Origin of the sequence: Polynucleobacter antarcticus (genome assembly GCF_013307245.1) — a bacterium.
Taxonomy (GTDB): domain Bacteria; phylum Pseudomonadota; class Gammaproteobacteria; order Burkholderiales; family Burkholderiaceae; genus Polynucleobacter; species Polynucleobacter antarcticus.
Map to the genome: position 1 here is coordinate 264,848 of NZ_CP028941.1, position 17,837 is coordinate 282,684.

21 protein-coding genes are annotated in these 17,837 nt (G+C 44.1%); 15 read left to right on the top strand and 6 right to left on the bottom strand.

The window, feature by feature from the left end; all coding sequences use genetic code 11:
* The first annotated feature begins 278 nt into the window (after nt 1–278).
* The 4 genes from DCO16_RS01495 to ruvX all read left to right on the top strand — a co-directional run bounded on the left by DCO16_RS01495 (nt 279) and on the right by ruvX (nt 2,601).
* Complete coding sequence (locus tag DCO16_RS01495; RefSeq protein ID WP_173942022.1) at nt 279–554, top strand: high-potential iron-sulfur protein; 276 nt, start codon at nt 279–281, stop codon at nt 552–554.
* Between the two features lie 106 nt (nt 555–660).
* Entirely contained in the window at nt 661–1,512 is an 852-nt protein-coding gene (locus DCO16_RS01500; protein WP_173942023.1) for a YdcF family protein, read from the top strand.
* An 11-nt stretch (nt 1,513–1,523) separates the two neighbouring features.
* Nucleotides 1,524–2,141, top strand: coding sequence for a YqgE/AlgH family protein (locus DCO16_RS01505; protein ID WP_173942024.1), 618 nt, complete (start codon nt 1,524–1,526; stop codon nt 2,139–2,141).
* A complete protein-coding gene (gene ruvX, locus DCO16_RS01510; protein WP_173942025.1) occupies nt 2,134–2,601 on the top strand; it encodes a Holliday junction resolvase RuvX in 468 nt (155 codons plus the stop codon). Before DCO16_RS01505 ends, ruvX begins: the two co-directional genes overlap by 8 nt.
* An 83-nt stretch (nt 2,602–2,684) precedes the next feature.
* Here ruvX and DCO16_RS01515 read toward each other — a convergent pair whose 3' ends face one another.
* The 6 genes from DCO16_RS01515 to DCO16_RS01540 form a co-directional block, all read right to left on the bottom strand.
* Nucleotides 2,685–3,350: a nucleotidyl transferase AbiEii/AbiGii toxin family protein gene (locus DCO16_RS01515; RefSeq protein ID WP_173942026.1), complete on the bottom strand. Its 666-nt coding sequence runs from the start codon at nt 3,348–3,350 to the stop codon at nt 2,685–2,687.
* 6 nt (nt 3,351–3,356) lie between these two features.
* Nucleotides 3,357–3,839: a helix-turn-helix transcriptional regulator gene (locus tag DCO16_RS01520; RefSeq protein WP_173942027.1), complete on the bottom strand. Its 483-nt coding sequence runs from the start codon at nt 3,837–3,839 to the stop codon at nt 3,357–3,359.
* Between the two features lie 408 nt (nt 3,840–4,247).
* Complete coding sequence (locus DCO16_RS01525; RefSeq protein ID WP_173942028.1) at nt 4,248–4,430, bottom strand: type II toxin-antitoxin system VapC family toxin; 183 nt, start codon at nt 4,428–4,430, stop codon at nt 4,248–4,250.
* A complete protein-coding gene (vapB, locus tag DCO16_RS01530; RefSeq protein ID WP_302480377.1) occupies nt 4,402–4,629 on the bottom strand; it encodes a type II toxin-antitoxin system VapB family antitoxin in 228 nt (75 codons plus the stop codon). Before vapB ends, DCO16_RS01525 begins: the two co-directional genes overlap by 29 nt.
* 106 nt (nt 4,630–4,735) lie before the next feature.
* Nucleotides 4,736–5,971, bottom strand: a complete 1,236-nt coding sequence (locus tag DCO16_RS01535) for a type II toxin-antitoxin system HipA family toxin (protein WP_173942029.1) — start codon at nt 5,969–5,971, stop codon at nt 4,736–4,738.
* On the bottom strand, nt 5,964–6,272 hold the full coding sequence (locus DCO16_RS01540; RefSeq protein ID WP_173942030.1) for a helix-turn-helix domain-containing protein: 309 nt from the start codon (nt 6,270–6,272) through the stop codon (nt 5,964–5,966). The genes DCO16_RS01535 and DCO16_RS01540 overlap by 8 nt, the downstream gene beginning before the upstream one ends.
* 257 nt (nt 6,273–6,529) lie before the next feature.
* Here DCO16_RS01540 and pyrR point away from each other — a divergent pair, with 257 nt between their 5' ends.
* The 11 genes from pyrR to rfbC all read left to right on the top strand — a co-directional run bounded on the left by pyrR (nt 6,530) and on the right by rfbC (nt 17,783).
* A complete protein-coding gene (pyrR, locus tag DCO16_RS01545; protein ID WP_173942031.1) occupies nt 6,530–7,036 on the top strand; it encodes a bifunctional pyr operon transcriptional regulator/uracil phosphoribosyltransferase PyrR in 507 nt (168 codons plus the stop codon).
* On the top strand, nt 7,033–8,001 hold the full coding sequence (locus tag DCO16_RS01550; protein ID WP_173942032.1) for an aspartate carbamoyltransferase catalytic subunit: 969 nt from the start codon (nt 7,033–7,035) through the stop codon (nt 7,999–8,001). The genes pyrR and DCO16_RS01550 overlap by 4 nt, the downstream gene beginning before the upstream one ends.
* Nucleotides 8,002–8,044: 43 nt before the next feature.
* Nucleotides 8,045–9,514 carry a glycosyltransferase gene (locus DCO16_RS01555; RefSeq protein WP_254598067.1) on the top strand — a complete coding sequence of 490 codons (1,470 nt, stop codon included), beginning with the start codon at nt 8,045–8,047 and terminating at the stop codon, nt 9,512–9,514.
* A gap of 2 nt (nt 9,515–9,516) precedes the next feature.
* A complete protein-coding gene (locus tag DCO16_RS01560; RefSeq protein ID WP_173942033.1) occupies nt 9,517–10,437 on the top strand; it encodes a DUF6492 family protein in 921 nt (306 codons plus the stop codon).
* Nucleotides 10,438–10,453: 16 nt separating this feature from the next.
* A complete protein-coding gene (locus tag DCO16_RS01565) occupies nt 10,454–11,248 on the top strand; it encodes a DUF5672 family protein (RefSeq protein WP_173942034.1) in 795 nt (264 codons plus the stop codon).
* Nucleotides 11,249–11,344: 96 nt separating this feature from the next.
* Nucleotides 11,345–12,850: an O-antigen ligase family protein gene (locus DCO16_RS01570; protein ID WP_173942035.1), complete on the top strand. Its 1,506-nt coding sequence runs from the start codon at nt 11,345–11,347 to the stop codon at nt 12,848–12,850.
* A 57-nt stretch (nt 12,851–12,907) separates the two neighbouring features.
* Nucleotides 12,908–13,951 (top strand): CgeB family protein, encoded by a 1,044-nt coding sequence (locus tag DCO16_RS01575; RefSeq protein WP_173942036.1) that lies wholly within the window; start codon nt 12,908–12,910, stop codon nt 13,949–13,951.
* Between the two features lie 187 nt (nt 13,952–14,138).
* A complete protein-coding gene (gene rfbB / locus DCO16_RS01580; protein ID WP_173942037.1) occupies nt 14,139–15,197 on the top strand; it encodes a dTDP-glucose 4,6-dehydratase in 1,059 nt (352 codons plus the stop codon).
* 48 nt (nt 15,198–15,245) lie between these two features.
* Nucleotides 15,246–16,220, top strand: a complete 975-nt coding sequence (gene rfbD, locus DCO16_RS01585) for a dTDP-4-dehydrorhamnose reductase (RefSeq protein WP_173942038.1) — start codon at nt 15,246–15,248, stop codon at nt 16,218–16,220.
* A gap of 47 nt (nt 16,221–16,267) precedes the next feature.
* Nucleotides 16,268–17,197, top strand: a complete 930-nt coding sequence (gene rfbA, locus DCO16_RS01590; RefSeq protein ID WP_173942039.1) for a glucose-1-phosphate thymidylyltransferase RfbA — start codon at nt 16,268–16,270, stop codon at nt 17,195–17,197.
* Nucleotides 17,198–17,210: 13 nt separating this feature from the next.
* Nucleotides 17,211–17,783, top strand: coding sequence for a dTDP-4-dehydrorhamnose 3,5-epimerase (gene rfbC / locus DCO16_RS01595; protein ID WP_173942040.1), 573 nt, complete (start codon nt 17,211–17,213; stop codon nt 17,781–17,783).
* The last annotated feature ends 54 nt before the right edge of the window (nt 17,784–17,837 follow it).

Sequence of the window (17,837 nt, forward strand, 5' to 3'; positions counted from 1 at the left end):
ATAGCGACCTTTCAGCGAGAGGCCATTGATTGTGCAAAGGCTTATCCTGAAGCAGGGTCTGGGGTACACGTCAGAGAGCGGATCAAGTGCATGAATCTCAAAGGCTGGTACTAAGGGGTAAGAGCCTGCAGCTACTCAACAGTATTTTATTTTTTGAGAATAATTCTCATCTAAATAATCAATAAAATCATGTACTTACATTGGCAACAATGAAGTGTAAGACTCTGTTCTATGATCTACCTCAATATTTTTGTTTAATGTCACTCTATGGAGATCGTATGAAAAATAGTCGTCGCCAATTTATGATTTTGTCCGCCGCTGGTGCCTGCACTTTGGCGCTCAACGGTAAAGTTCAAGCGCAAGCAATGGTGTCTGAGTCAGACCCACAAGCTAAGGCATTGAAGTATGTTGCTGTTACCCCAGATGCTTCTAAAAACTGTGCTAACTGCGCTCTGTATCAGGGCAAAGCAGGTGCTGCTGCCGGTGGTTGCTCTTTGTTTGGTGCGAAGCAAGTAGCTGCTAATGGTTGGTGTTCTGCTTGGGCCAAGAAATAAAACGTTTAGATTGAATGTAAAGCGTTCAAGCCCTAGTTCAACACAAAACGGCTACCTAGCAATAGGTAGCCGTTTTGTATTTAAGTCGTTCCTGGAGTAAGGCAATATGGATAGTATTTTTTTCTTTGCATCAAAGGTAGTGCACATTTTGATTGAGCCACTCAATGGGGTGTTGATCTTAGTATTTTTTGCATTATTGTTTTTACTTCTGCGTAAACAGCAGCTGGCGCGTCGTATGCTATCTATCGCACTGTGTCTTGGCCTCTTTGTTGGTTATCTACCTTCATCCCAATGGGGCATGCGTGCACTTGAAGAGGCTGTACCTCAGACGCCATTAACGCCCGCAGTACTTGCCGAAGTAGGCGGAGTCATTATTTTGGGTGGCGCGATTGAAGGCGGCCTGATTGCACAAGATCGTGGCGAGGTCTCGATTTTTTCTGCCGCGGAGCGAGTGACCAAGGCGATGGAGTTGCTACGCCAAAACCCCGAACTGCCATTTATCTTTAGTGGGTATTCCGGAAGGTTAATGCCACAAGGACCCTCTGAGGCAGATGCCTTTAAGCAGTTACTGCAAGAGCAGGGCTTGGGCGCACACCCTGGCTATTATGAAAACCAATCTCGCAACACGTATGAGAATTTTCTTTACACAAAGCAGATCATTGATGCTATCGATAAAAATACGGTGAAGGATGCAAACCTTGTAAAGGGTGAAAAAGACAGTACCGCTCCAAAACCTTGGCTCTTAATTACCTCAGCGCGGCATATGCTGCGCTCGCTACAAGTCGCCAACAAACTGGACATCGCTGTGATCCCCGTATTAGTGGATTACCAAACGAGCAAGCAACAGAGCTGGCATCGCTTTGATTTAGTAGAGGGTGGCGAGCAGTGGAACGCATTGATTCATGAGTGCATCGGTATTGCTGCCTATTGGCTGACTGGCAAGCTGGAGTTTCGGTAAAATAGGATGTCATGAGTGCGAGTAAATCGAGTCCGAGTTCCCAAGTTAGCAAAGCTTCAGGTTCGTGCCTAGCCAATCAGTTTTTGCTGGCAATGCCAGGCATGCTAGACGACAACTTTGCGGGTTCGGTTATTTATCTGTTTGAACACAATGCCCATGGTGCGATGGGGCTGGTTATTAATCGGCCCACAGAGGTCACCTTATTAGGTTTACTGGACAAAATTGAACTACAGCTCGAGATCACTCCCTTTGCAGATCAAGTCGTTTATTTTGGGGGCCCGGTTCAGGTTGATCGAGGCTTTGTTTTGCATGAGTCTGATAGTCCAGCCTACAGCTCTTACTTAACGGTACCCGGTGGCTTGACCATGACTACTTCAAAGGACATCTTGGAAGATGTTGCTAAAGGCGGTGGGCCTCATCGCTTCATGATGACCTTGGGCTATTCGGGCTGGGGTGCTGGTCAGTTAGAGGAAGAGATTGCCTTAAATGGTTGGATGAACGCAGAATTAAGCCGCCAGCAAATGGCGGAGATTATCTTTGCCACTCCTGCAAAAGAGCGTTACCAGCGAGCCATGAATGCCTTGGGTATTGATCCCTCTCAGTTATCGGGGCAGGTAGGGCATGCTTGAAGCAGAGCCTAAGGCATTGCAGCCCGAGGTAATAGATCCCATTACGGCACTAGCCTTTGACTTTGGTACCCGCCGTATTGGTTTGGCAGTAGGCAACTCGATAACGGGCTCTAGCCAAGCCCTTGCCCCTATTAATGCTGACCAGGACGATGCCCGGTTTGCCCAAATAGCTGCTTACGTTACCGAATGGGCTCCCGATCAATTGGTCGTAGGCTTGCCTTGTCACCCTGATGGTGCAGAACATACCATGACCGCTAAAGCACGCCGTTTTGGTAATCAACTGCAAGGACGCTTTGGTCTCCCAGTCGCCTGGGTAGATGAGCGCTATACCTCTGCCGTTCTAGAAAACGATGCGCAGTTTCGTAATAAAAAACCAAGCCAAAAGACGCTTAGCCTAGATTCAGAGTCAGCTAGATTGATTTTGGAGCAGTACTTTGCGGAGCGCTTGGCTGCACAGTAAAAAGATAATTACCTTTCACCATCTAATTTACATTTATGCTTGGTGATGAGTTTTACTGTTTGGCGACCTTCTAACTTCGTTTTTTACAATTTACCTAAAAATTTCACTGATCTTTCTACCGCCTCTTCGTAACTCGGTCTGTAGGTCAAAACATCGATTTCATTAAATTGGGGCTTTAATACATGAGACCTTTCTTGAATTTGCTGAATAAATTGATCTTTGTACTTCACTAAAAATGGCGCAGCCATTTTTAATTCCTCAGGCTCTCGCTCAATTACCAAAGATAGGTCAAATAAATCTCGAGCGGCAGCCTGATCTCCTCTATGCCAGAGTTTTTTTGCCACAATTTCTACAGCAGTTTCGACACGAATGGTGTTGCCTAAGAGAATCCAGTTCTCATAACCAGGCTTAGTGAGATTAGGTGAAGCCACAAAATCAATTTCACCTTCGGGGCGTATTAATTTAACGTATGAATTTTGACCCTCAACGTATTGAGAAGCAATATCAGCTGCTACATCATTTAATCTGGGTGTTGCGAATCCGAGGTACTGTGGATCGGGCACAAAAATATCAATGTCCTTGCTTAGACGATGTTGGTAGCGCAACATGAGCACTGTACCACCGCCAAACGTCCAAAATGGATCGCTCGTTCCATGTTTTTTAATTTCATCAATGATGCGAAGTGCGTGTGGCAAAAGAATCTCCCACACACCATGAGTGAGATCACGTTCTTTTAAGACTTTATTCATAAATGATCACCGCCACGCTGGTCTTGGTGAATGCATCTCATCAGTCCATCGATCAATATTTTTCCAAATCGTTTTTGGGGGAGTATTCCCTACTTTAGCTGCTGCCTCTACTGCTAACACAATCATAGGTAACGGCACCTCATCAAGTAAAGAAGCCATATACGGAAAGTTAGCATCCGCTATTTTTCCTGATATCAGTGACTTTGCTAGGTCCGAACTGCTTAATTTATTTTTATAACTGACACTCGCAGTTTGACTAGCCACCTGTAGGGCATCCCCCTGTTTTTTCCGCCCCTGCATTGTGATGTCCAATCCGAGCAAATTGAGCAAACAAAACAGTTTGGCCGCCCCCAAGTCCCTCAGCGTGCCATTTTCTAAATTCAGAATTGTGGATCGTGACAAATTGCCAAGCTTAGCCAAGCGCTCTTGCGTTAAGCCTAGACCAGTTCGGCGATGAGCCACTTGGAGTCCAATTTCACGTAAATTCATAAGATGATTGTGCCATAACTTTTCAATAAATGTGTAATATATTACGCATTTATAAGAGAAAAGCTGCTGACGCATGACATTTTTTGGTGTGTTGCTCTACTTAGTCTGGTGATCCCCCCTTTGTTAAAGAATTGGGATTTGACTATTTTGATAAAACACAGGGGGCAGCGCTGCTGGCACAATAAAATATAGATCTGATGGGTACACGTGGACCGGGTCACGAGTTCATATTGTTTGTTTTACAGGGCCTCTTAAATAAGGTTTGGTTTTTTACCAAATTTGTTCATAGCTATCTTTGCTTCGTACATATTTACGGCGACCAAGACTAAATTCCTCAAACAAGGTCAATTTGACTAATACAAATTACAGCACCCAGTTTTCCAGTGCTAAATTTGGAACTCTTTTAAATTATCGTAAATTGTTGCTTACCAACATCAAGCCCTGGCCAATAGCCTGGGCTGCAATATGAATATCATTTTCTCCAATGATTTCTCCTTTTTTTTCTAACGCAGCTTTAATTTGGCCATAGTGCTGCGATGCCTTGGCGTCATAAGATAGAACCTCAAGATGGCTTTTGTACTCCGCGCTCATTCAAAAAGTCATCAGATACTGTCGGGCTATTTAAGAAAAAGTTATCCCACGTATTTTCAATGGGCGTAATGATGCGTTCGCGACCTCGAATGCGCACTATGACCTTTTTAACTTCATCGGGTAAATGCGCTTTAGCAGGCAGTCTGACCGCCTGGCTGCGATTATTAGTAAACACGGTAGCAATTACTATGGTCATCATTTACTCCTATGTCTAAAGCGTTTCACGTCATGTTGGTGATTTCTAGCATTAAGGTGCCTGACCTTATTGCGAAGATCATTTAATCCATTACATAAGGTGTTTTTATTTAAGTTAAAAAAACGGCTCTCATGAGCTCTACTTCGCCTCTTGGGAGGGTTAGATGCTTTGCCACATCTTCCCATTGGCGAGTGACCTTTAAAACCTCATCCACAATCAGAGCCGCTTGATCTGTACTTAATTCGTAATATGGAGCTGTAGTAATGACACTTTCCAAGGAGGGGCGGTTGTCACCCATGTCTAAGTTGAGGACATGCTCTGCTTTATCAATATTTGGATTCAAATCAAAAGCGGGAGAGAGGCGCCAGCCATCTGGTGACAAAACAAAACCATGATTTCTTAAGTGATCATCTCGATTGCTAATAGCCACATTAAAAATCACTCTACGAAATAATTGCGCTAAATCATCCTTAATCGAACCTCTTGCACCTCTGGTCAGGATGAACTGAGCGATGTCAAGGTAGCTCGCATCATCACTAGCCGCCTGTTTAAGCATTGTCATAGCCGAGGCATAATGAATCCGCTGGCCGTCAATGCGATCAAAGCGCTTCACAGCAAAGGTTCTATAGTCGCTGCCTAGCCGAAGTAACTTTGCTGGCATCATTTGAATTTTGGCGCGTATTGCGAGCATATGAGCCAACATTTCCCAAGCACCAATGTCCCGGTCATCGTCTTTTGCCGGAAATTTAGCAATCCAAAGTGATCCATCATGCTCCGTGAAGTTGGCTTTTGGTCTCGCGCCACCTAAAGATGCTCCGGGGGCAACCAAAACTCTAAGCCATCTCCTCAGATTATCTAAGTCATCTAGCTTTTTATCGCTTAGCTGCCGGGCGATATTTTCTAGCTCCGCTAGTTGAGCTACGGGAGGGGCGGATAAGGCATGCGAAGCTAAAAATACATCACCACCAGAATATTTAAATCGTAGTGCACCCTGCCTCGTTTGGTCTTGGACTCCAATCAAATAGTCCCATGCATAGAGCGTGCGAGCCTGACGCCCTTCGTCTTTTGCCTCCATGGACTCTCTGCGTTTCATTAAGGTTTGTCCCCAACGATCGGGCGAAGAGTCTAGAAAAACGCCAAAATTACCTTGCGCTGGATTGGGATGAAAGGCAGCCTTATCTAACGATAAATCAGGGTCTATATCAAAACGGTGTGGGTGTGATAGCCAGGTATCGTCATAATGAAAGCGGACATTGCCCCGGTCATGCTTTAGATAGCCGACCTTGACAGGCTCCTTCGCAATGAAGCCCGCATCAATCCAAACTTCTAAATTCAGATTAGCCATCCTGCCCCCTTGCTTTTGACAGAGCTAAATCCTGTAGACGACGTCCAAGCAAATCATCTTTGGCAAGAAAATTAAAGTCATCTTGAAGTTGCAGTGCTGCCATGATTCTGAGATAGGTTCCAATGGCCACCGCAGGAAACCCTTTTTCTGCGCGATGCAATGTCATGCGAGAAATAGAAGATCGCTCAGCTAGAGCATCTGCTGAGATGCCACGACGCAAACGAGCAAGCCTAATCCGCTCTCCTAGATTGGCGAGGATCTTTTGCTCAGAAGGAAAGATGGGCTGAGGTTTACTAGGCATGTATCACATTATACATAAATAAAGCTAAATTTGTACATAATGTAATACAAAATGAATGAAAAGTCACCAAATGTATTTTTTAATGGGGGGACGAATTCAAGAGGTGATTGAATTAATATTAAAGACCCGATAAAAAACAGCGGAAGCACTGCCAGCACAATAAAATAAGGGTCAATATGTGTTTCGTTTTGCTCTCTTGCAACAAACTTAGCAAAACAATCCATTAGCACCAAAATTAACCCTTTCAGGATATCAAGATGGATGCCGAGTTACTGTACAAAAAGCTACTAGCCCATCTTCGCAGCGCATTGGCTGCTAACCCGGCAATCGAGATCGCAGGCTTGGCGATTGGAGGGGCTTGGATTGCAGAGCGTCTGGCTCATGATGTAGGTTTAAAGCACCATGGTGTGATTAATGTAGCCTTTCATCGGGACGACTATGCTGAAAAAGGCTTGGCAGCAATGCGCTCAGCCGAAAGCATGGCAACTCACTTACCTTTTGAAGTTAATGGTGCGCACATCGTGGTGATTGATGATGTGCTGCTCACGGGCAGAACCGTGCGCGCCGCTTTAAATGAGCTCTTTGATTTTGGGAGGCCTGCTAGTGTTGAACTGATGGTCTTAGCGGATCGCAGTAAGCGAGAATTACCCATTGCAGCCAGCTTTGTGGGCGAACAGGTAAATGTGCCAGATCACCAGATAATGGCACTAGAGCAAGATGAGCAGAGTCACTTTCGTTTTGTTCTAGAGGAGCGTACAGCATGAGTACAGAAAATTCCTTTGTGAATCAATTTAATGCGGCAGGTGAGTTAACACACCTTCTTACCTTAGAAGGTTTACTCAAAGAGCAGATTGTGCATATTTTGGATACGGCGCAGCAGTTTGTCAGCGTGACCGACCCTGCTAGGGAAGTAAAAAAAGTACCACTCCTTAGGGGTAAGAGTGTCTTTAATCTCTTCTTTGAAAACTCTACCCGTACACGCACCACTTTTGAGATCGCGGCTAAGCGCTTATCCGCAGATGTGATTAATTTAGATATCTCCACCTCATCGACTGCTAAAGGTGAGAGTCTGATTGATACGATTGATAACTTGATTGCCATGCAGGCCGATATCTTTGTGGTGCGCCACAGTGTATCTAGAGCGCCTATTGAGATTGCCAATCATGTTCCGCCATATGTGCATGTGATTAATGCGGGTGATGGCAGTCATCAACACCCTACGCAAGGTTTACTGGATATGTACACCATGCGGCACTTCAAGCAAGACTTTACGAAACTCAAGGTAGCGATTGTGGGGGACATTGTGCATAGCCGAGTAGCCAAGTCTAATATCCATGCACTTACTGCTTTGGGTTGTACGGACATACGCGTCATTGGCCCCGAGAGCTTATTGCCTAATGATTTAGACATGTTGGGGGTGAAAGTCTTTCACAGTATGGAAGAAGGTTTACGTGGTGTAGATGTCGTGATGACCCTACGTATTCAGAAAGAACGTATGGAAGCCGGTAAGGTGCCCGAGGGAGCGGCTTTCTTTGCCCAGTTTGGTCTGACACCAGAGCGCCTAGCCTTAGCCAAGCCCGATGCGATTGTGATGCACCCCGGCCCCATGAATCGGGGAGTAGAGATTGATTCCAAAGTCGCCGATGGTGCGCAATCGGTCATTCTGAAACAAGTCACTTTCGGGATTGCTGTGCGTATGGCAGTGATGTCTATTGTGGCTGGTAACTAAGCACTTCATGCAGCAATCAAAGCAACACCCAAAGTAACAGCTAATGCCACAACCAATGCAACAACCAGAACAACAACCAATACAAAAAAAACACTGGTTGATTTTGTCGCATGGTTTTAATATGGATGGCAGGGCAGCAAGCCAAACCATTACCGACAAAATTCCTTATTTTCTTGAGGCGGGCGTGAAGCCCATGGTGTTCAGTTCGATCACAGGCATCCAAGATCAGCACATTGCCCATCGGCAATTTTTAGCCTGGGGGCCAGCAGCCTTCCGGTTTGACTTTCGGCATTGGGTCGCCAATCAATATGGGCGAGGGTGGTTTTATAAACTGACAACCCGATCCGTATCCTTTCTGCTGGTACCCTTTATCGCTTTAGAAAAACTCTTTCTTGGTTACTCCAGTCAGTGGTCTTGGGCTATGCCTGCCTATGTGCATGGCTTAAAAGAAATCCGTAATAACAATGTGGATTTAATCTATTCCACTGGTGGGGCTTGGTCTGCACACTTAGCCGCTTTATGGCTTAAGAAAAAAACAGGTCTACCTTGGATCGCAGAAATTCATGATCCGTTAGTCATACGAAAGAGCCCACAAGATCAAGGTTTTGATAAGCCTATAAATCGCGATGCGCGCTTTAGGCAGTATTTAGAAAAGCAGCTTTGTAAATATGCAGATCTAGTGTGGTGGTTTACCGATGGGGCGGTGCACTACGCCAAGGTACGTAATCCAAATTTAAATGAACCCGGTAATACAGTGGCCATGATGGTGATACCGGGGGCAATGCCACCACTGCAGCAGACTAAAGAAGAGAAAAACGTAGAAAAGCACAGTACAGAAGAGCAAAGTGCAGATAAGCAAAGCGCAGAAAAAATAGTCCAAGCCCACCAATACAGTAACAAATTGCATTTATGCCACTTTGGTTCACTTGCCAAAGACAGATCGCTCTCGACGATTCTGAAAGCAGTAAATCACTTAACTCAACATCATCCTAAGGCTAGAGGCCAGATACAGATACATGCGTATGGCGCACCACTAGATGAGCTGAGTAAAGACGCAATTAATGAATGTAGCCAAAATGGCATTGATGATCTGCTGATCGCACATGGTAGGCTAGAGAAAGATTCCCTTACTGGTAAAAGTGGGCGCGAGCGAGTCATGCAAGCAATGCAAGCAGCCGATGTGCTGATCTTGTTACACGGAACGGATGAATGGTGCGCAGAGTACATTCCGTCGAAGTTTTATGAGTATCTCTGGACAGGCAGACCTATTTGGGCCTTAAGTCATCGTAACCCTCAGTTAGATGCCATGCTAGAGGAGCGGGGGGCTTATATAAGCCATGCTGAGAGCGAAGCCGAGGTCAACCGTGCCTTAGAGCGTATTTGGCTTGATTGGCGTAATCAGCAACTCATAGAGCCCAAGTGGATGCCAATTGGGGTAGATCAGGCAGCCCAATGCATTCTTGATAAAGTACATGACATCAACCAAATACACTCCTTAGTGATGAATCGATAAATATGCTCAATATTGTTTTGTATTGCTGCACCTTTCGTAAAGACTTACTCAGAACAGTCAAGCTGGCCCAGAGTATTCGTAAGCACAATAAGGGCAGTATCCCGTTTTATATTTCAGTGCCTAGTGATGATGTGGATTTATTTACCTCGCACTTAGTAGGGCTTGATGTATTGGTATTTGACGAGCGAGATATTTTCAATGCCAATCCTAAGTTGGATATCGATAAGTTGTATCAAATCCGCGGAGGCTTAAGGCAACAGGTCATCAAATCTGAGTTTTGGAGGCTTGGGATAGCAGAGAACTATTTGGTCTTAGACTCAGATTGTGTGTTCATCCGAGACTTTAATGAAAGTGATTTTATTGTTCAAGATGATGTACCTTATTCGGTAATTCATGAGGGGCGCGATATGCTGCAGTCGACCGAGCGTTTTGGCCCTCAGAAAATCCGCCAGCACTTTTTAGCAGACCGCGAACCTATTCAAGCGGTATTGGGGCGCAAGGGCATTACTTATGATTTTGGTTATGCCCCATTTTTGTGGAGTAGGAAGGTCTGGGAGTCTCTTGATACAAACTACCTGACTCCCAATAATATGAATTTCATGGACGCAATACTACTTTGCGGCTCAGAGTTCACTTGGTATGGTGAATCTTTAACTACCTATCGTGCGATTCCGATTTATCCGCGTGAGCAATTGTTTCGGCATTATCACTATGAGCATCAATTGTGGGCTGACCAGATTCTAGGATATTCCGAGAAGATATTGGCACACGATTACTTAGGTGTGGTCTATCAGTCCAATTGGGAAAGCTGGGGCGACTATGGTCCATCAAGCAAGAGCATCCCATCGCGGGTTTGGCGCTCTATAAAGCGGGTGCTTAAAAAGACCCAATTTAAGCTGTCTTTGCTTCTCCGATTTATTTGAATGTAAATAAGGCGACATGCTCCATTTACCTACGGTCACTCTGCTTTGCGTTGAAACACGCGATCCTGAGCTAGCGCACTGGGCTATTGAAAAGTGTCTTGTTGGTACGCAGTTTGCAAAGATTGTCTTGGTAACAAACTTGGATTTAGTCAAAGAGCGCAAAGCAGGAATTAACTATGTGCAAGCACCACCCATTCGAACTACCAAAGACTATTCAGAGTTTTTGCTAACGGGTTTAGATCAGTATGTTGTAGGAAGCCATGTACTCATCATTCAGTGGGATAGCTTTATTACCAACCCCGCTTTATGGAGCAATGCATTCCTAGACTACGACTACATTGGACCGGTCTGGCCCCATCATCCCGCAACGCCAGTCGGTAATGGCGGTTTCTCATTGCGCTCCATTAAGTTGTTAAATGCCATGAAGCTGCCACAATTTATGAAAAGGCATCCTGAGGATGTTTGTATCTGCATTGACAATAAGGCGTTCTTAGAAAATGACTGCCAAATCCAGTTTGCACCGGTAGAGATTGCTGAGCAATTTGCAGTAGAGCGAACCCCGTGGCACGATGCCTTTGGTTTCCATGGGTTTTTTAACTTTGGCAAGATGTTGGGCGATGATGAATTAGGACAATTTCTAGACATGCTGCCCTCTGAGTACTTGGGGGGCTTAGATACCTATGACCTATTGCAAAGCCTTCAACTGGATCAAAGAACGCAATTAGCCGACAAAATCATTCATAAATTGCAGTTTAGATGGAAAATGCGAAGAAGATACCTTCGTGCCAAGTTATCTCTCAAGCTTTTCTAGCAACCCTAATATGGATATAAGGTAGCTGGATTGTAAAATAGCAAATTCCTTATTGTTTTAGCAAACGGCACCATCATTCACAAGCCAGCGTAATACATGAAAAATACCTCTAGCCTCGATAAGATTGGCTTACTACTCATCATCACTAGCTCAGTGTTGCTTGGGATATGGGCAACGATGAATACAATTGCGCTCAGAAATATATTACTTGCTATCGGAGGATTGCTAGCTATTGCTTACTGGTGGAATGAGTTTGCAAAAAATAAAGCTGTGCCAGCAGCTGCACCGATAGCTAAGCCAGCGCCTCTAAAAAACACTATGCTGACTTGGATCGCTATTGCGCTCATTGGGATCATGTTTTTATGGGTCGTTGCCCATTACATCTTTTTTTCACAAAATCCAGACCAACAATGGGGCGAGTTGAGAAGTACTTGGTTAAGAGCATTTGTAGCAGTTTTGATTGGGTCAGCCACTGGTCTTGCATTAAATCGCGATAGTCGCTTTACGCCAATCCTTTGGCTTGGCTTATTCATGAGTTTTGTATTTCTGATTGGGCAATATATTCCTAAAGCGCTGCTAAAGCATAGTATGTTTGCCGTTGATTGGTTTGGGGACTATATATATTGGGCTAAATTTCATGGTGTGCTGGCTGGGACCTTGTTAATTGCTGGACTACTTGGTTTGTTAGTGGACCGCTTTTATTTTAATAACAATCATGAAGGAAATATTTACAAGAAAACTACCTTAGATTCAAATAGTGATGGCAAAAGAACATCGCCATCCTTCAGACTAAGCTATTTTTTAATGGCTTATGCTGTATTGGGCATTTGTATAGCCGCCTATTCTTTTGTTTTTGTTTTTGATGCAAAAGCTGGCTTAGGCATGCTAATAATCTTAATTGGTTTTTGGGTATTCTTGGGTGCGCTCGCATTGATGGCAAAAGTAGTTTTTGGTAAGAATAAAAGAATCAGCTTGGCATCATTGAGCCGCATCTTACTGATAGTTACTGTAGTTGGAATTCCACTGTTTTGGGTTTCGGCAAATCATATAAAAAATAATCCTGGCTGGGAAAGTCTGTTCGAAGACGTCAGGATAGGAGTGCAGATTGATAAATATAAACATTGGACAGATCCAGCACTTGGTTTTCCGGTCCGCGCTGATGGTAAGGGAGTGGCTGGCAATACCTATGAGCGAGCGTCTCTAGCTTCTGCCGGCTTGAGAGTCATAACGCTTGAGCCCATTGGAAGTGGGGCTCTTCGCTCGTTTCGGGATCAAATTAACAAATATGTGCCTGGATATAAAAGCCATCCGTATACGCACTCTGCTTGGATTGACCTAGGCCTCACTTTTGGGTTGCCTGGGCTATTGCTGCTGCCGGCAGCACTTCTTTTAATCCTGGTTAATGCTTTTCGAGACACCAGCTTACGCAATCGGGGGATGATCATTAGCCTTGCCCTTGCTTTTCTTATTTTGTATAGCGTAGGCGAGTATGGATTTCAGCACAGTATTGAGATCTTGTTTTATATTGCGGGTTTACTTTGTGGTCTCTCACTAGTGAGGCATCCTATAGCGAATGACCAATATCTTCAGAAGCCGGACTAGAATTTCATGCGCTTATTACCTGGTCATTAATGAGTGCCATGTTAAATCTTCGAGATCATGAGTAAGAAAAAAATTCTTATTACTTTTGTGGATAGTTTTTCAATAGTAGACCACCTAAAAAAGGAGTTTACAGAGCTCTCTATAGATGTAGATGTTTATATCACTAATAATTCAGGGCATTGGCTACATAGATACTTTTTTAAGCGGATTAATAAGCTAGCGAAAGCTTTTGGGCTACTCCCAACCCATATAGATCTTTTCTGGTGGTGCCCTTTTTCTTTTGAAAAGTTTCGAGATCGAGAGTTCGCACTTCGTATTGAAAAATTTAAACCAGACTTAATTTTTTGCATACATGGACAGCAATTTGGTGAAACAATTCTTAACGTAACAAAGATTACCAAAATAGGGTGGTATGTCGAGCCTAACCCTGACTACAATGAGCTGATCCGTCATGCAAGACTTTTTGATCTCTACCTCTCATATGATAGTAGAAGCGTAGAGTTATTGAATGGCCTCAATATTCGCTCAGAGTACCAATCTCATGTGGCTTCCCCATCTGATTTTTATGTAATACCTGGAAGCACTAAAGAAATTGATGTTCTCCTCTATGGAGCTTGGAGCCCCTGGCGTGAGGCAGTCTTATTTGCCGCCTATCAAGCAACTAAAAACATAGCACTTTATGGAAATGGCTGGTTCAAAAACTGTACCATTTTTTCAAAAAAAGATCTGCTTAGTATTCACAGGGGCAAAGAAATCATTGGTTCTGATTTGAATCAAGTAATTAATAAATCTCATATTGTGTTGAACGCACAAAGATTAAAAAAATCTACTACCGGACTAGACACTAGGGCATTTGACGTACTAGCAAGTGGCGCATTACTTTTAACAGATGCACCAACAGATTTATTCAGACACTTCAGAGATAAAGAGGATTTATTGGTGTATGAGGATTCTGAAGAGCTGCCAAAACTCATTAAATATATTCTAGAGGGTGGAGTGGAGATCGATAAAATCAGGAGGACTGGTAGAGAAAAAGTACTACAAGGACTGACTTACCGAGACCTTTGTCAGAAAATTTCACAAAAATTTTTAACAGACTGATCGAGGTATGACCCGTAGTAGAAATATTTTCAATATCGAGCGTTAATAGCTGCGATTAAATATAAGTCATAATTTGGCGCTCATTCGATAGGCCAAATTGAACAATATAATTTCATAACTTATAGGTAGCCTGCCTGTAAATTCTAACTATAATTAAAACACTGTTTAAATTGAGCTACTTGATAACATGATTCTAGTGACAGGCGGTGCTGGCTTTATTGGTGGTAACTTTGTACTTGATTGGCTCAAGGATCCCAACGCTGAGGGCATCATTAACTTAGATAAGCTGACCTATGCAGGTAATTTAGCCACCCTTGAGTCTCTCAAGAATGATCCCCGTCATGTGTTTATCCACGGTGATATCGGTGATCAAGCGCTCGTTACCACATTATTAAAAGAGCATCAGCCTCGTGCGATCATCAACTTTGCAGCAGAGAGTCATGTAGATCGATCCATTCATGGACCAGCTGAGTTTGTACAAACGAATGTTATGGGAACATTTAACTTATTGGAGTGCGCTAGATCCTATTGGAATGATCTAGACTTAGAAAAGAAGGCAGCCTTTCGGTTTCACCACGTCTCAACTGATGAGGTCTATGGCTCCCTAAGTAAAAGCGATCCCGCCTTTACTGAAACCAATCCCTATGAGCCCAATAGCCCCTACTCAGCCTCTAAGGCAGCATCTGATCATTTGGTAAGGGCATGGTTTCATACGTATGGCTTTCCGGTAGTGACTACCAACTGTTCGAATAACTATGGCCCCTATCACTTTCCAGAAAAGCTCATCCCACTGGTGATTCTCAATGCCTTAAATAGTAAGCAATTACCTATTTATGGTGATGGACAGCAGGTACGTGATTGGCTTTTCGTAAGTGATCACTGCTCGGCAATCCGTGAGGTATTGGCTAAGGGCAAATTAGGAGAGACCTACAATATTGGGGGTTGGAATGAAAAAGCGAATCTTGAGGTGGTTAACACTATCTGCAGCATCTTAGATGAGCTCAAACCAAGAGCAGATAAAAAATCCTACGCAGAGCAAATCACTTTTGTAAAAGATCGTCCAGGACATGACCGCCGCTATGCAATTGATGCGAGCAAGATCAAGCGCGAGCTGGGCTGGAAACCCACAGAAACCTTTGATAGCGGTATTAAAAAAACGGTGCAGTGGTATTTGGATAACCCTGTTTGGATTGAGGGCGTGGTGAGTGGCTCTTATCGCGATTGGGTACAGCAGCAATATAACTAAGCCAGTGCAACTCAATACAACGATCGTAAGTCAATTAAAAAAGCCCAAATGAATATTCTTGTATTTGGAAAAGATGGCCAACTCGGTAAAGCTTTTAAGGCAGTCTTTACTGCCAATACATTAGAGGCTCAGCACCACATTGATTATGTTGGCCGTGCCGAGTGTGATTTAGCAAGTAGTCAAGCAGTTAAAACTGTATTGGATCAATTAAAGCCAGATTTGATTATCAATGCTGCCGCCTATACAGCCGTTGATAAGGCTGAAACGGAAGTCGATTTGGCATTTGCTATTAATGCCACAGCCCCAGAGATCATGGCGCAGTATGCCGTAGCTAATAATGCAACATTCTTACATTACTCGACTGATTATGTATTTGATGGCAGCAAAGACGGTGTTTACACCGAGGAAGACTTACGTAATCCTTTGGGTGTCTATGGAAAAAGCAAGGCAGCTGGTGAAGTAGCCATTGAAGATATGTTTGCTAATCTACCACTGGATTCCAAAGCGCAGTTTGCTATTTTAAGAACCAGTTGGGTCTATGGCGATGGTGGAAATTTTATTCGCACAATTTTGCGTCTTGCCAAAGAGCGTGAGCAGCTCAGCATTATTTCTGATCAGCATGGCGTACCCACGAGTGCTGAGTGGTTATCGAGCGTTAGCTTAAATTTAGTACTAAATGCAGAAGGACAAATAAAGCCTTTTCCATCGGGCATTTACCATGCGGTACCCAGTGGTGAAACCACTTGGCATGGCTTAGCTACCTTGGCGGTTCAGTCTGCCATTGAGGCAGGCATTGTTATGAGAGTAAAGCCCGAATCCATTAAACCTATTCTGGCAGTGGATTACCCTTTACCAGCGCCAAGACCCATGAACTCACGAATGGCGACAGATCGCCTGCAATCAGTATTGAAGCGAAGTGGGGATGAGCTAATTCAAGTCCAATTGGCACAATTGCTGGAGCCTTGGGACAAGCCCGTTAAAACTTACGTTCGCCACCTGGTACACAGTAAACTCATTACGTAGTATTAATTTGAATAGGTTTAGACGGGTTTAGATAAGGCACTTTTTGAATGACAGCGAATTTAGTAAACCGTAAAGGCATTATTTTGGCAGGGGGTTCTGGTACCCGTTTATATCCTGTTACTCAAGCTGTTTCAAAACAGCTGATGCCGGTCTATGACAAGCCCATGGTGTATTACCCACTGACAACTTTGATGCTCGCGGGCATTCGGGATATTTTGTTAATTTCGACACCGCATGACACTCCGCGTTTTACTGAGTTGCTAGGTAATGGTTCGCAGTGGGGTTTAAATATTCAGTATTGTGTTCAGCCCTCACCCGATGGTTTGGCACAAGCATTCACTTTAGGTAAATCCTTTATTGGTAATAGCCCAAGTGCCTTGGTGCTGGGTGACAACATTTTTTATGGCCATGAGTTAGTAGAGCAGTTAGGTAGTGCCAATGACAGAACTGCCGGCGCTACAGTATTTGCCTACCATGTCACCGACCCTGAGCGTTATGGTGTGGTGGAATTCGATAAAGACTACAAAGCCCTCTCCATTGAAGAAAAGCCGCAGAATCCTAAAAGTAACTACGCCGTGACCGGCCTGTATTTTTATGACAATCAAGTCTGTGATATCGCAGCGTCTATTAAACCCAGTGCAAGAGGAGAGCTCGAGATCACTGATGTGAATCGGGCTTATCTTAATCAAAATACCCTCAGTGTAGAGATTATGGGTCGGGGCTATGCTTGGCTTGATACCGGCACGCATGACTCTTTGCTTGATGCCGCAGGCTTTATTGCTACGCTACAAAAGCGTCAAGGCCTGATGGTGGCCTGTCCAGAAGAGATCGCCTATCGCCAGGGGTGGATCACTGGAGAGGCAGTGCAAAAAGTAGCCGATCAGCTCAAGAAAAACAGTTATGGGCAGTACTTGAGCAAAATAGTGCAGGAGCTCAGTAGTAACAATCAGTCGATTTCTTTATCGAGTAAGAGGTAGGGTAGGTAAAGTTATGACAGAAAATTCAAATGCTAAGTTACAAGTAACACCAACGGCTATTCCGGATGTCTTAATCATCGAGCCTAAGGTATTTGGTGACAATCGCGGTTGGTTTACGGAATCCTTTAATGCCAATGAATTTGCAAAAGCAACCGGGCTTGATATAACGTTTGTGCAAGACAATCATTCTTTTTCAAGGCAGTGGACGCTTCGGGGGATGCATTATCAGCTTGAGCATACCCAAGGAAAATTAGTCAGAGTCACATCAGGTAGTGTCTTTGATGTAGCTGTTGATTTAAGAAAAGACTCTGCCACTTTTGGTAAATGGGTTGGCGTAGAACTCTCTGTTGAAAACCACAGGCAGATGTGGGTACCCCCGGGCTTTGCTCATGGCTTTTTGGTTCTTTCAGAAACTGCTGAGTTTCTGTATAAAACTACCGATTATTATGATCCCAGTAGCGAAGCCTGTTTATCGTGGTGCGACCCTACTGTTGGGATTGAGTGGCCCATCCCCCTAGATAAACAGGCCTTGCTTAATGGCAAAGATGCTGCTGGCCTGGCATGGGATGCCGCGCCAAAGTTTTGAAGCCCCAGGATCGATCCAAATAATAAGCCTTAGTTCAACTCATTCATAATGCTG

Coding starts and splice junctions, on each gene's coding strand:
- DCO16_RS01495 (WP_173942022.1), top strand. CDS start 279: ATGAAAAATAGTCGTCGCCAATTTATGATTTTGTCCGCCGCTGGTGCC.
- DCO16_RS01500 (WP_173942023.1), top strand. CDS start 661: ATGGATAGTATTTTTTTCTTTGCATCAAAGGTAGTGCACATTTTGATT.
- DCO16_RS01505 (WP_173942024.1), top strand. CDS start 1,524: ATGAGTGCGAGTAAATCGAGTCCGAGTTCCCAAGTTAGCAAAGCTTCA.
- ruvX (WP_173942025.1), top strand. CDS start 2,134: ATGCTTGAAGCAGAGCCTAAGGCATTGCAGCCCGAGGTAATAGATCCC.
- DCO16_RS01515 (WP_173942026.1), bottom strand. CDS start 3,350: ATGAATAAAGTCTTAAAAGAACGTGATCTCACTCATGGTGTGTGGGAG.
- DCO16_RS01520 (WP_173942027.1), bottom strand. CDS start 3,839: ATGAATTTACGTGAAATTGGACTCCAAGTGGCTCATCGCCGAACTGGT.
- DCO16_RS01525 (WP_173942028.1), bottom strand. CDS start 4,430: ATGAGCGCGGAGTACAAAAGCCATCTTGAGGTTCTATCTTATGACGCC.
- vapB (WP_302480377.1), bottom strand. CDS start 4,629: ATGATGACCATAGTAATTGCTACCGTGTTTACTAATAATCGCAGCCAG.
- DCO16_RS01535 (WP_173942029.1), bottom strand. CDS start 5,971: ATGGCTAATCTGAATTTAGAAGTTTGGATTGATGCGGGCTTCATTGCG.
- DCO16_RS01540 (WP_173942030.1), bottom strand. CDS start 6,272: ATGCCTAGTAAACCTCAGCCCATCTTTCCTTCTGAGCAAAAGATCCTC.
- pyrR (WP_173942031.1), top strand. CDS start 6,530: ATGGATGCCGAGTTACTGTACAAAAAGCTACTAGCCCATCTTCGCAGC.
- DCO16_RS01550 (WP_173942032.1), top strand. CDS start 7,033: ATGAGTACAGAAAATTCCTTTGTGAATCAATTTAATGCGGCAGGTGAG.
- DCO16_RS01555 (WP_254598067.1), top strand. CDS start 8,045: ATGCCACAACCAATGCAACAACCAGAACAACAACCAATACAAAAAAAA.
- DCO16_RS01560 (WP_173942033.1), top strand. CDS start 9,517: ATGCTCAATATTGTTTTGTATTGCTGCACCTTTCGTAAAGACTTACTC.
- DCO16_RS01565 (WP_173942034.1), top strand. CDS start 10,454: ATGCTCCATTTACCTACGGTCACTCTGCTTTGCGTTGAAACACGCGAT.
- DCO16_RS01570 (WP_173942035.1), top strand. CDS start 11,345: ATGAAAAATACCTCTAGCCTCGATAAGATTGGCTTACTACTCATCATC.
- DCO16_RS01575 (WP_173942036.1), top strand. CDS start 12,908: ATGAGTAAGAAAAAAATTCTTATTACTTTTGTGGATAGTTTTTCAATA.
- rfbB (WP_173942037.1), top strand. CDS start 14,139: ATGATTCTAGTGACAGGCGGTGCTGGCTTTATTGGTGGTAACTTTGTA.
- rfbD (WP_173942038.1), top strand. CDS start 15,246: ATGAATATTCTTGTATTTGGAAAAGATGGCCAACTCGGTAAAGCTTTT.
- rfbA (WP_173942039.1), top strand. CDS start 16,268: ATGACAGCGAATTTAGTAAACCGTAAAGGCATTATTTTGGCAGGGGGT.
- rfbC (WP_173942040.1), top strand. CDS start 17,211: ATGACAGAAAATTCAAATGCTAAGTTACAAGTAACACCAACGGCTATT.